General features: G+C 38.3%; 19 protein-coding genes. 15 read left to right on the top strand and 4 right to left on the bottom strand.

The annotated features are described in order from the left end of the window. The 12 genes from IRT38_RS15725 to IRT38_RS15780 form a co-directional block, all read left to right on the top strand. Nucleotides 1–932: tail fiber protein (locus IRT38_RS15725; RefSeq protein ID WP_194598204.1), on the top strand; the 932-nt coding region annotated here is incomplete at its 5' end. 10 nt (nt 933–942) lie between these two features. After that, complete coding sequence (locus IRT38_RS15730) at nt 943–1,227, top strand: phage tail protein (RefSeq protein WP_194598205.1); 285 nt, start codon at nt 943–945, stop codon at nt 1,225–1,227. Between the two features lie 106 nt (nt 1,228–1,333). After that, nucleotides 1,334–2,503 carry a phage tail sheath protein gene (locus tag IRT38_RS15735; protein WP_194598206.1) on the top strand — a complete coding sequence of 390 codons (1,170 nt, stop codon included), beginning with the start codon at nt 1,334–1,336 and terminating at the stop codon, nt 2,501–2,503. A gap of 11 nt (nt 2,504–2,514) precedes the next feature. Then, a complete protein-coding gene (locus tag IRT38_RS15740) occupies nt 2,515–3,030 on the top strand; it encodes a phage major tail tube protein (RefSeq protein ID WP_194598207.1) in 516 nt (171 codons plus the stop codon). A 70-nt stretch (nt 3,031–3,100) separates the two neighbouring features. Then, nucleotides 3,101–3,472: a phage tail assembly protein gene (locus IRT38_RS15745; protein WP_194598208.1), complete on the top strand. Its 372-nt coding sequence runs from the start codon at nt 3,101–3,103 to the stop codon at nt 3,470–3,472. 35 nt (nt 3,473–3,507) lie between these two features. Next, the gene (locus tag IRT38_RS15750) at nt 3,508–3,615 is read left to right on the top strand and encodes a GpE family phage tail protein (RefSeq protein WP_228129391.1); all 108 of its coding nucleotides are present in this window, start codon (nt 3,508–3,510) and stop codon (nt 3,613–3,615) included. 12 nt (nt 3,616–3,627) lie between these two features. Next, nucleotides 3,628–6,084, top strand: coding sequence for a phage tail tape measure protein (locus IRT38_RS15755; protein ID WP_194598209.1), 2,457 nt, complete (start codon nt 3,628–3,630; stop codon nt 6,082–6,084). A 6-nt stretch (nt 6,085–6,090) separates the two neighbouring features. Continuing rightward, nucleotides 6,091–6,531, top strand: a complete 441-nt coding sequence (locus IRT38_RS15760) for a phage tail protein (RefSeq protein ID WP_194598210.1) — start codon at nt 6,091–6,093, stop codon at nt 6,529–6,531. Further along, a complete protein-coding gene (locus tag IRT38_RS15765; RefSeq protein ID WP_194598211.1) occupies nt 6,531–7,841 on the top strand; it encodes a contractile injection system protein, VgrG/Pvc8 family in 1,311 nt (436 codons plus the stop codon). Before IRT38_RS15760 ends, IRT38_RS15765 begins: the two co-directional genes overlap by 1 nt. Nucleotides 7,842–7,983: 142 nt before the next feature. Beyond that, on the top strand, nt 7,984–8,229 hold the full coding sequence (locus IRT38_RS15770) for an ogr/Delta-like zinc finger family protein (RefSeq protein ID WP_194598212.1): 246 nt from the start codon (nt 7,984–7,986) through the stop codon (nt 8,227–8,229). After that, nucleotides 8,222–8,422, top strand: a complete 201-nt coding sequence (locus IRT38_RS15775) for a TraR/DksA C4-type zinc finger protein (protein WP_194598213.1) — start codon at nt 8,222–8,224, stop codon at nt 8,420–8,422. The genes IRT38_RS15770 and IRT38_RS15775 overlap by 8 nt, the downstream gene beginning before the upstream one ends. Continuing rightward, a complete protein-coding gene (locus IRT38_RS15780) occupies nt 8,423–8,659 on the top strand; it encodes a hypothetical protein (protein WP_194598214.1) in 237 nt (78 codons plus the stop codon). An 88-nt stretch (nt 8,660–8,747) separates the two neighbouring features. Here the strand turns inward: IRT38_RS15780 and IRT38_RS15785 are convergent, their stop codons facing one another. From IRT38_RS15785 to IRT38_RS15795, 3 genes are read right to left on the bottom strand one after another with little or no spacing between them, the layout of a single operon-like run. After that, on the bottom strand, nt 8,748–9,332 hold the full coding sequence (locus IRT38_RS15785) for a hypothetical protein (RefSeq protein WP_194598215.1): 585 nt from the start codon (nt 9,330–9,332) through the stop codon (nt 8,748–8,750). After that, a complete protein-coding gene (locus IRT38_RS15790; RefSeq protein ID WP_194598216.1) occupies nt 9,332–10,063 on the bottom strand; it encodes a hypothetical protein in 732 nt (243 codons plus the stop codon). Before IRT38_RS15790 ends, IRT38_RS15785 begins: the two co-directional genes overlap by 1 nt. A 2-nt stretch (nt 10,064–10,065) precedes the next feature. Next, entirely contained in the window at nt 10,066–10,365 is a 300-nt protein-coding gene (locus IRT38_RS15795; RefSeq protein WP_194598217.1) for a hypothetical protein, read from the bottom strand. 127 nt (nt 10,366–10,492) lie between these two features. Here IRT38_RS15795 and IRT38_RS15800 point away from each other — a divergent pair, with 127 nt between their 5' ends. Next, a complete protein-coding gene (locus tag IRT38_RS15800) occupies nt 10,493–10,867 on the top strand; it encodes a ProQ/FINO family protein (protein WP_194598218.1) in 375 nt (124 codons plus the stop codon). A gap of 4 nt (nt 10,868–10,871) precedes the next feature. Here the strand turns inward: IRT38_RS15800 and IRT38_RS15805 are convergent, their stop codons facing one another. Next, nucleotides 10,872–11,234: a hypothetical protein gene (locus IRT38_RS15805; protein WP_194598219.1), complete on the bottom strand. Its 363-nt coding sequence runs from the start codon at nt 11,232–11,234 to the stop codon at nt 10,872–10,874. Nucleotides 11,235–11,546: 312 nt separating this feature from the next. Here IRT38_RS15805 and IRT38_RS15810 point away from each other — a divergent pair, with 312 nt between their 5' ends. Together IRT38_RS15810 and IRT38_RS15815 are read left to right on the top strand one after the other, a co-directional pair. Next, nucleotides 11,547–11,741, top strand: a complete 195-nt coding sequence (locus IRT38_RS15810; protein ID WP_194598220.1) for a hypothetical protein — start codon at nt 11,547–11,549, stop codon at nt 11,739–11,741. A 2-nt stretch (nt 11,742–11,743) separates the two neighbouring features. Continuing rightward, entirely contained in the window at nt 11,744–12,565 is an 822-nt protein-coding gene (locus IRT38_RS15815; protein WP_194598221.1) for a Rha family transcriptional regulator, read from the top strand. Nucleotides 12,566–12,576 lie beyond the last annotated feature (11 nt).

Here is a 12,576-nt window from a genome sequence, read left to right on the forward strand (position 1 = left end):
TGACCCCTGCAAATATGTTTCCAGGCGGTACCATTGGACAAGTACTCAAGAAAAAAACCAATGCAGATGGTGATACAGAATGGGGAGATGCTGGATCTGCTGAAGTGTTCGTCAATACCATTGAAGAAGAACAATCACTGGTTGCCGACCAACTCATTGTAGATCTAAGTCAAACCACCACACATGGTGCAGCGGTTTATATCAATGGTGATCGAATTACTCAAAAGACCGGTGTAGATGGATGGCAGGCAACATCAGCCACACGCATCACTTTAGGCAAAGCTTATCCTGGTGCAAAAATTCTGATTGTTCAAAATGAACCTTTGGGTGCTGCACCCTACCCATTGGCACAAAAAAATAATCTTTCAGATGTTTTAAATAAGCCTTTGGCACGTCAAAACTTAGGTGTCATGAGTGCAGATGAAGCCAAATTTAATGATTGTCCACCAGGCACAGTAATTGAATTGGCAACACCAAATATTCCTGTCGGATATCGCCTGTTGAAATGTAATGGTGCTGCCTATTCACGTACCGCATACGCAGATCTGTTTGCTGCGATTGGTACTTATTTCGGTGCTGGTGATGGTGTAAACACATTTAACGTGCCAGATGCACGTGGTGAATTTCCACGTTATGCAGATGATGGTCGTGGTATCGATGCAGGGCGTGTCGTCGGCAGTAGACAATCGCAACAAGTGCTAAAACATAAACATCATTCTATGGGTGAAAACTATGTAAACACACCTTGGCCATTTGGTCGTTCAGTAACTGCTGGAAAATTAGGTTCAAATGGTGGTCTGGATTGGGACAACTATTTTTATTACACCAGTGATGGCACTGAATATAGTGGTGATAATCCAAACCCAAATGGAACTGTCGGCAATGAAAACCGTCCACGGAACATCGCTTGGCTTGCCTGCATTCGCTACTAAGGAATAGACTATGAATCAAATTACAGTGTATCAAACCAATTATTCAGGGCTATTTGTCGGTGAAACAGTGGCAGATGAATCACCCCTTGAACCTGGTGTTTTCCCTCTGCCTGCTGGCTGTGTCGAAACTGCACCGCCAACTGAATGGCCTGAAGATCAATGGCCACGTTGGAATGGCTTTAAGTGGGAACTGATCCAAAAGCCTGAAGTTCAGCAGGTAGTATCGCCTGAAGAAAAATTGGCTGAGTTTTTAGCACAAAATCCCGATGTCATGTCTTTAATTAACGCCAAATAGTTTGTAATTGTATAAACCTAGTTTCACAATTTCCGAAACTTAACACTGCCTTAAACTAATGCAAGCCTGTCTATTGAATTAAAACCTCCAATAACAGGCTTTTTTTATGGAAGATTATCACCACGGTCTGCGTGTCTTAGAAATTAATGAAGGCACCCGACCAATTCGAACCATTGCAACTGCTGTTCAGGGCTTAGTTGCGACTGCAGAAGATGCAGATCCACTTGTATTCCCATTGGATACACCAGTACTACTCACCAACATTCAAGCTGCTGTGGCCAAAGCTGGCACATCAGGCACATTAAAAACTGCACTTCAAGCGATGGCCAATCAAACCAATTCACTTTGTGTGGTGGTTCGTGTGGCAGCTGCTGCAGAAGAAGCTGCACAAACGGCAAATGTCGTGGGTACAGTGACTGCACAAGGCAAATACACTGGCTTAAAAGCATTACTCACAGCCAAAACCAAGTTGGGTGTTCAGCCACGTATCATTGGCGCACCTGGTCTTGATACTCAAGCGGTAGCTACAGAACTTGCTGTCATTGCACCGAAACTTCGTGCCTTTGCTTATGCCTATGCATGGGGATGCCAAACTAAAGAAGAAGTCGTGGCTTATCGTGACGCATTCGCTTCACGTGAACTCATGATCATTTGGCCGAACTTTGTGGCGTTTAATGTCGATACAGCACAAACCGAAACCGTTCCAGCGGTGGCATGTGCCATGGGCTTACGTGCAAAGATTGACAATGAAATTGGTTGGCATAAAACCTTATCCAACGTAGCTGTTCAGGGTGTCACTGGTATCGATGCCGATGTAACGTGGGATCTGCAAGACCCTGCGACTGATGCTGGTTATCTCAATAGCAATCAAATCACCACGCTCATTCAACAAGATGGCTTCCGTTTCTGGGGATCACGTACTTGTTCTGACGATCCTTTATTCCCATTCGAGAACTACACACGTACTGCACAAATCATGGCAGATACGATTGCTGAAGCACATATGTGGGCAGTCGATAAACCAATGCACGGCTCACTTTTCACAGACATGATCGAAGGTATCAAGTCAAAACAGCGTGAATGGACACGTCTTGGATATCTCATGGGTGGCGATGCTTGGTTCGATCCTGAAGCCAATCCAAAAGACTTTTTAAAAGCTGGCCAAGCAAATATCGATTACGACTATACACCAGTGCCACCGCTTGAAGATCTTCGTTTCCGTCAGCGCATTACAGACCGTTATTTGGCTGATTTCGCTGCTTCGATTACAGCATAAGGAATTAACGCATGGGATTACCTAGCAAACTCAAAAACATGAATCTTTTCAATGAAGGTTCAAGTTATTTAGGTGAAATCAAAACCGTGGTTTTACCCAAATTAGGTCGTAAAACTGAAGACTATCGTGGTGGCGGTATGAATGGCACAGTCAAAACGGACATGGGTATGTCCGATGATGGCTTGGTGCTTGAATCCACATTCGGTGGTTTAGACCTGCTCACATTACGCCAGTATGGTATGGAAAAGATCGATGGCGTGTACATGCGTTTTACTGGTGCTTATCAGCGTGATGACACAGGTGAAGTCGATGCAGTCGAAGTCGTGGTCCGTGGTCGTCATGAAGAAATTGATGGCGGTGATTCTGAACCAGGTGAAGACACTGAACATAAGGTCGTGACCAACTGTGTTTATTACAAGTTGACAGTCAACGGCAAAGTTGAAATCGAAATCGACATCCTTGGCTTCAAAGAAGTGATTGATGGTGTTGATCGTTTGGCGAAGCAACGTAACGCGCTCGGCATTTAAGTTTTCCTACCCTTGCATGAACAACGTTTTGTGCAAGGTTTTTTTAATTTGTTATTTTTAGGAATGCATCATGAATACTCAAGACCAGGACAACATTCAAACATTGACTGAAGTTCAATTACAGAATCAAGAATTCATTAAGAATCCGAATGAAGAAGTCGTGCCACTTGAAGAACCTATCACATCTGGTGGTCAGAAAATCACTCACATTACCATTCGCAAACCCAACGTGAAAGCACTCAGCGGTGTCAGCTTACAGGCGATCTACCAACATGATGTCAATGCTTTGATTAAAGTTCTTCCACGAGTCACCACCCCTGCTCTAACTCCACAGCAAGTACTTGAGTTAGATCCAGTTGACTTCGCTCAGCTTGGAGGACACCTAGTCACTTTTTTGTACCCGAAGGATCTGCAGAAAGCAATCAAAGAGGAACAACAATAAAACTGGTTGATGAAGTAGATGAAGCAATTGCAAACATTGCCTGCATCTTTCATTGGCCACCTAGCGCATACGATGACATGGACATAATCGAATTAAGCAAATGGCATCACCTTGCGCTGAAACGTCACCAAACCAACGTGTAAACGAGTCCACCAATGTCAAAACTAAAATTAGAAGTCCTATTCAATGCTACAGACAAAGTATCTGGACCCATAAAAACCATCATTGGTGGCTCAAAATCTATGGCAGATGCCTTAAAGAAAACCAATTCAGAATTGAAAGATTTAGAGTCACAGCAACGTAAAATTTCAGGCTTTCGTCAACTCACTTCACAGTCAGAAAAAATAACCCTGTCATTGGCCAAAAACAAACAGACCATTGCTGAATTAAAAGAAGCCTTAAAAATTAATCCTCAAGCACAGGAAACCGTGGCAGCTTTGGCACGTGCTGAAGCTGCACATAAACGCCTGATGGTAGTGCAAAAAAGCCAAAGTAAAGAACTGACTGACATGGCACAAGAGTTCAACAAAGCTGGCATTCAGATGGATCGGTTGAATGATGAAGAATCAGATCTTAAAAATAAGATTCATTTAACCACCATGGAGCTGAATAAACAAAAAGAAGCCCTAAGTAAACACGAAACTGCTCAAAAGAATTATGAAAAGATGCAGGCCCGTATGACAAAGGCGAATGAGTTAGCTCAGAAAGGATTAATTATTGCTGGAGCTGGTGCTGCTGCATTAGCAGTACCAGTCAAAATTTCTATAGATTTTGAATCAGCCATGGCAGATGTAGCCAAAGTTGTGGATGGTCTAAAAGATGAGACAGGCAAAATAACACCAGCGTATAAAGTAATGTCAGATCAGATTATTGAAATGACCACTCGCTTGCCAATGGCTGCCAAAGATATTGCAACCATTGTTGCTGCAGGTGCTCAGTCTGGTATTGCTAAAAATGAATTACTTGGCTTTGCTGAATCAGCCGTGAAAATGGGAGTAGCATTTGACATCACTGCAGATCAAGCAGGTCAAAGCATGGCTGAAATGCGAGCAGCATTTAAGTTGACACAACCTCAAGTGATTGCATTGGCTGACCAAATTAACTATCTGGGTAATACCTCACCAAACAAGGCTGACAAGATCATGGAAGTCGTACAGCGTATTGGTGCTTTAGGTGAGGTCGGTGGTTTTGCATCCAGCAGCATTGCTGCTATGGCTGCTTCTCTAACAGCTGTTGAACCTGATGTGGCTGCTACTGGTATCAAAAATATTATCCTGGCATTAACCAAAGGAGAGTCAGCAACCAAAGGACAAATTGCAGCATTTGATGAACTTGGCCTGAAATCAGGTGAAGTTGCAAAGAACATGCAAAAAGATGCTGAAGGCACGATTGCAGTCGTATTACAAGCAATTAAGAAATTACCAAAAGAAAAGCAAGTATCTATTACAAATGAACTATTTGGATCAGAAGCCTTACCAGTTGTTATGCAGTATTCACAAGGCCTAGACACTCTTACAAAGAATTTGAATGCTGTTTCAGATTCAAAGAAATATGCTGGATCTATGGAAGCTGAATATGCTGCTCGAGCAGCAACAACAGCCAATAACATTAAATTAGCACAACAAGCGATGGCAGCCTTAGGCATCACCATTGGTAATGTTTTATTACCAGGCATTAATTCAATGCTGGGTAGTTTTAATGGTGTTATGGGTTCAGTTCAAAAATGGTCACAGGCCAATCCTGGTCTTTCATCAGGATTAGTCAAAATAGCTGTAGGTACTATAGCGATTGTCGGTGGATTGTCTGCCCTATCCATTGGTTTAATTGCAGTCTTTGGTCCAATGATGTTGGTTGGTCGCGCATTTGGTGTTGTCGCATTAGCTGCTAAAGGTATGAGCATGGCTTTACTCACCAACCCAATTACATGGATTGTGCTTGCCATCGCTGCAGCTGCCTTACTGATCTACAAGAACTGGGCACCAATATCATCATTCTTTGTCGGTATTTGGAACTCCATCAAAACAGCGTTCAATGGCGGTATCCGTGGTATTTCAGCATTGATTATCAATTGGAGTCCAATCGGACTATTTTATTCAGCTTTTGCAAAAGTGCTGTCATGGTTCGGCATTGATCTTCCAGCAAAGTTCACTGGCTTCGGTGCCATGATTTTGGAAGGACTGAAAAACGGTATTTTATCCAAAGTAAATGCCGTCAAAGATGCCATCACAGGTGCTGTAAGTGGTGTCATTGATAAGGCCAGAGGAATTCTAGGTATCCATTCCCCTTCACGTGTATTCATGGGTATTGGTGGCTATACCATGCAAGGTATGGCCAACGGCATTGCAAACGCCAATAACCTACCTATTGCAGCTACAACAACAGCGACTCAAGGAGTGGTAGATACTGCTGTTAAAACCAAACCTGTTAAACCTATTTCAATAGGTAATGGCTCTGTAAAATCATTTGTCAGTAATGACACCATCAACATCACCATTCAAGCCAAAGAAGGCTCATTTGTAAAAGGTTCAGCTGAAGCATTACGTCACGAATTACGTCGTGTTGCACAAGAAGAACAGAATGCAAAACGTAAATTTTTAACCGACACGGAGTAATGACACATGATGATGGCTCTAGGCATGTTCGTGTTTTCTTTACGAACTGCTTCATATCAAGAATTAAAACGTGTCACCAACTGGCGACATCCATCCAATAGCCGTGTTGGTGCTTCTCCAGCTTATCAATTTGTAGGTAAAGGTGAAGACACTATCACCTTGCAGGGTGTGATTTACCATGAAATTACAGGCAGCAGAAATACCCTAGACATAGTTCGTCAAATGGGAGACACCGGCAAAGCCTATACCCTCATTGAAGGCACAGGCAAGATTTATGGCTTAGTCATCATTAACGACCTAGAAGAAGGCAAAACCTTTTTCTTCAAAGATGGTGCAGCACGGAAAACAGAATTCACAATCAAGCTGACAATTGTTCGCGACTGGCAGCCTAGTATTTTAGGATCCATAGTCGGTATGGGTATTGGTGCATTAAGTAGGATCTTGTAATGCTGAATCAAGTTTTAAATATTGCAAATAATGCCATGAATGAATATGACAAATTAACTGAATACCCTACACCGATATTTCGTGTTGAAGTTGATGGTGTAGATATATCACCACAAATGGCCACACGTTTAATGTCTCTCAGTATCAAAGACAATCGTGGTCTCGTCGTTGACACAGTGGATATCGAACTCAGTGACGCAGATGGTCTGCTCAACATTCCACCCAAAGGTGCAAAAATCCAAGTTTGGTTAGGTTGGTCCAATACAGGTTTATTTGATAAAGGTGTATACAAGGTCGAGTCCACTTCTCATCGAGGTACACCAGATGTACTTTCTATTTCTGCCATGGCCAATGATGTATCTGAAGGATTAAAACAAAAACGTGAACGTAGCTGGAGTGACAAAACTATTCAGCAAATCTTTGAAAAAATAGGTGATGAATACAATTTAAAAGTTATCGTTCATGAAAAATTTGCAGATAAAACCATCAAATATATTGCTCAAAATGAATCAGACGCAAACCTGATAACTCGTATTGCTGATGAACATGATGCAATTGCCACTGTAAAAAATGGTCATCTAATTTTACTACCACGTGGTGCTAGTCAAACAGTTTCAGGACTAGCACTTCCTCGAAAAATTATTACAAGATTAGATGGCGATCAACACAACTATACCAATGGTACTGGCACAGACAATATTACTGGTGTCAAAGCCTATTATTACGCAGAAAACAAATCAAAGAAGCTGCATGTATTTGTTGGAGACAGTGAGGATAATTTAAAAGAAATTCGCTACGTACATCGTGATAAGACCACTGCTGAACTGGCAGCAAATGCAGAATACAACCGATGTAAACGATCGGCACAAAAACTATCATATTCTTTAGCCCAAGCAGATCCAACAATCATTCCTGAACAAGAATTCGAGTTCAACGGAATAAAATCAGAAATAGATGATATTGTCTGGCTAGGAACAAACGTCACACATACTTTAAATGAAAGTGGTTTTACCACTTCTATCGAACTAGAAGTTCAGCTTCCTGATGCAGATGACGTTTCAACACTTTTCCAAGGAAAGGAACAAAATCAGGATGGAGCTCAAACACAAAATAAAACCAAACGAATAGGAAAAAATTATGCTCAATTCACTGGAGTAATTGTTTATTACAGTGAAAATGGGAAAAGCGTCAAGCTAACATCTGGTGATCAAACAAGACCATTGAAACTTGTACATATATATAAATCTAAAAAAGCAGCAACTGTAGCTATGAAACGTGAACAAGAGAAAATTGATAAAAATAATAAATAAAAAAAATCCCTACTTTGGGGTGAAGTAAGGACCGAAATGGGTTTTATTAAAATAACTATTTTTAGTGATTAATTCAACATTAAATAACGATTTATAGTTATTTTGTTGTATATTCGTTATAACTAAAATACAAAGGTGCACTATGTCCAGACCAAGCCGTACTAAATGCCCTCATTGTGGTTCAAGTTTTCCAATAAGAAATAGTGTCGAATTAAACCCACTTCTAAGAAGATTCCACGCGCAATGTTCAAATGTTGAATGTGGTTTTACAGCACAAGGTTTCTTTCAGATCGAATTTGAACTTTCACCATCAGGCACACCGAATCCAGAAATAAATCTTCCACCATCTCCACATAAAAATAGAAATACACAGGTATCACGTGTCTAAGAAATTTGATATCGCACAACAAAATCAATTGGATCAAGTTCAAGTGATTCCAAATGACTACAGCAGCCCTTCACTTACTGAATGTGAAGAATGCGGAAATGACATCCCTGTAGAACGTCAACGTTACGGTTCCATAACACTTTGTGTTGAATGTAAAAACACTGAAGAAAAACTTGCAAAAAGGTACTTTTAAATGACAAATTTTCCAATTTTTCTCATCGTTCTTTTTGTATTATTCCTAATAGTCTTATGGTTAATTCTAGACTTCCATTTTATTCGTTTAAAGAAGCTTTCTCAGCTCACAGTCGTGATTGCTGGTCCAATTTCTTTAGATGAAAAATTAGAGCTAGAAAAATTAATCAATGAGCATAACTCAAAAATTGAACTGGTGGATCCATGTGGTTATACCCAACCCTTATCGGAATTATGATTGGGATTATTATTTCTATTACATTATTCCTATATTACTTTGCCTAAAATAAAAGCCCCTAGACAGGGGCTTTATAATTTAAATTTTTCTAGGCTACTTGTTGCTGCATTTTTGGTTCAAGTTTATAAATATAATCAATATACTCCTCAGTGACTGAGGGGAAATTATGACTTTTTTCACAACACCTCTCAAGCAAGTTTATAAGATCCTTATCTTCATCATATTTAGGATCAGTATATAACATCTCCCAATGCTGACAATATGGTTTTTCTTCATTACCAGGCGTTAACTTAATGTAAGATATTTTCTTAAAAAAATCAGGTGTTGATCTTATTGTCTGAATTAATAAGTTGATTTTTAGATATACACTATTCAAATTAAGCAATTGCTCAAGATGTTTAGGATGCTTTCTTTTCAGTTTATGAATAACCATGAAGTAAAAAAACAAATCAAACTCATTTACTGTACTATTATTATCAGTAAAATCACTCAACATATCCATTAAGCTAATTTTACCTTGATCTATAGGTCTAAGTTTAAAATAATTTGGTTTAGATAAATCAGTAATTCTCCATAACTTTTCAACGCCATTTAAATTAGAGACAAAGGATTTAAGTGGCTCCTCATCTTCAATCAACTCATGTGTATCAGCTAATAAATCGAACCCAGACATTACTTTACTCTATTACTTAATTTCTTCTTTAGTGACATTTCGGTTTTATTAAAATTTCCAATTTGTGAAGCATCATTATTTTTAAACGAACTATATGCAGAGAATTCCCAGATATATTGACTATCATTAGCCTCACCTAATATCGACAACAATCGTTCTATTTTATATGATTTTCTTAAATCACTCGAACTTGAAAATGTTCCTTTCATACTATAGATTAACTTATCATTTACGGCACGTTCATCATTATCATACGAAAAAAAATCAATCAAGTAATTACTATTAAAGTTAATTACCAAATTAATATTATTCTTCCATATATGAAATCTAATTGAATTGGTTTCTGCTGATATATGGTAATTCTTAGACTCAATATAATCATCAAGAATAGGAAAATGTCTTACAAAATTTATAAAAGTTTTATTAGAGAATTCATATTCTTTCAACTCCTCTAAAACCTCATAAAGATTGCAATAATCTGTTAAGCAAGATATCCCTTCATGTTTATCAAAAATAACTTGATACAAGTTTTCTAAATTAAAATTTGCCTTAGAACTAATTATACAACTTTCAATAACACCCCAATATGGTTTATGCATCTGTTTTTTTGAAACTAAATAATCAACAGAATTTTCTTCAGCACAATTAAATTCCTCCTCCTTTTTATTAACTATATACATAGTTCCATCGGAAGATAAATCTTCAATTGAATGAGATTTTATAATAAACATATTCATGCCTCTGATGAACTTTCATTTTCTTTTTCAAAATGTCTTTTTAATTTTTCGTAAAGTTCTCTTGCCATTTTAATTGGCAATTTTTTCCTAGTATCAATGATTGCAGTATTCGTACTATCATTTTTACTGTAACCAAATTCTAACAATACACCTGAGTTATCTTTTCTTATGAACATCCCTAGTATTTCTGCTTCTGAAACAGGAACAACTCTTTCAACAACCATTTCGTCATCTTTTACGATACGGACTTCATCATCGAAATTTACTGATTTCTGTTTACTTTTTGACTTACTCATCATAAACCCTAGTAAAAAATACTTAACTACTATAAATATACCAAATTTTGAATTAATGTTGATTAAAATTAGTATCTAAGATACTTTTTCTATTCTACAACAAAAGTACATTAAATTTTAAATAGTTATGGCATCAAAGAAGTCTTTAGAAAATAGTAAGGCAGTGCTAAAAATGTTGATGGTAAAGTATCCCCACCTATTTGATTACCGTCAGGAATACATCTTCCCACTTTGGAGTGGTATCACAGGAGAGATCATCAAAGACTTACAGATCCATCCTGATCATCATGACAAAATTAAAAGAGCAATTTGTTATTATCAATCGTGGAATTCCTATCTAGTAGTTTTAGCATTTTCAAAAGTTAAATATGGATTATGGAAAGAAGAAAAACAACAAACTACAGCTGAAGAACGCAATCATGCTAGGGAACTTCTCATCCAAAGGAATCTATGGTCATCAAAAGCTGAAGATGGCTTTAAGGGAAGACAACTACACAAATAAATAGTTAAGAAAAACTATAATATTCACCAGTGCCGTAATCATAAAAACTAATGCTGCTTCCACTCACAGTTATTTCATAATAACTAGAACTACCATAATGATAACCTTCATATTTTCTATTAGATTTTCTTTTTAGGGAAATATATTCAGAGTGTTCGTAGTCATACAAACTGTATTCTGAACCATTAAATCGTCCTTCAAAATAAGCCCCCCTATCATAATCATAAAGTTTAATTTCTTGAGGATTAACACTGCCAGAGATATTACAATATCTAGACTCACCAAAATCATAAATACTTGATTTCGCGCTGTTATTTTCTATTTTTAAAACTGCTAATGCCAATGCTGCTCTTTGATACGGTTTCATAAATTTGCATTATTCTTATAAAGTCTTGACTCTCAAATAGTATCTAAGATACTCTAAAAAAGCTAGATAGACATAAGTCATTTAGCCAGGCGTGGAAACCTGAAATATTTTTGATACAAGACGCAAAAAGTCCGTCTATGGGCTATTTTTTTGCTTAAAATTCAGCTTTGCTGCTTTTTGGCAGGCTGGACAGGGCAGCCCTATGGCTGGCCGTTTCTTGTATCACGGTATTTCCACCCCTGTTCAGTCTGTCACCATCTCGTGGAAAAGATGGTGTCAGGTTAAAACTAAACTTGATACAAGGAACAGCAAATGAAAACATTTACTGCTACACACTCACACGCTCAAAAAAACCTAAAAGAACATTCCCCTATCTATGACTTAGCTGCATACCAACAACGCCAGCGTCAACTCAAACGTAAAAAACTACTCAAGAACATCTTTGACACCGCGATTTTTATCAGTGTCGCTGGATTAAGTTTCTCAACCCTATTCTGGGGGGCTTAAACATGATGACATTGAACCAGTTAGATAATGTTGTATTTATCCAAAATCAGCAGGTCAAAACAGATAGCCTTAAGGTTGCAGAGATTTTTGGAAAGCAGCATAAGGACGTATTACGCAAACTTGAAAACCTAGATTGCTCACCTGATTTCACTGAGCGCAATTTTACGCTTAGTGAATATTTAGACAGTACTGGTCGAAAATTACCAATGTTTGAAATGACCAAAGACGGTTTTATTTTCTTGGTCATGGGCTTTACTGGAGCTGCTGCTGCCAAGATAAAAGAAGCCTATATCAACACCTTTAACCAAATGCTGGCGATTTTATATAACGATGAAGAAACTCGTCAGCAGATCCATGAGGGTGCCGTAGTTCAACTAAAGTCCGGTGGGCCACTTTATACGGTTAGTCAGATCTTTTATGACCAAAATGGCTATATGAAAAATGCAGAAGTCATTTGGCACAATAAAACTAACCTTTGCCGCGAAATCCTACCGATAAATTGCTTAACCATAGAATCCAAGAATTTGATACAAAACAAAATGCTTGAAGACTTTTGGGTATCAGTACAAAACTATGGTATGGATAAACTCAACCATAGCCGTAATCAAAATATTATGGCTCTAAATCTCATGCAAATTTATCAATCTATGGAAGGGCTACCACCTCGAAATCAACTGTCATCAATACTGATGCATAGTCGTAGCCCTTTCCCTGTCTACATGCAGCACAACCATCCAGTGCATAGCAATATCACGAAGAAAACCGTGAAATGCTGGATATTTGATACACGACCTAAGCTTCCTTATTTGATTGGTACAAGCTAAGTTTCTGTATA

Source organism: Acinetobacter sp. SK-43 (assembly GCF_015351505.1).
Lineage (GTDB): Bacteria > Pseudomonadota > Gammaproteobacteria > Pseudomonadales > Moraxellaceae > Acinetobacter > Acinetobacter junii.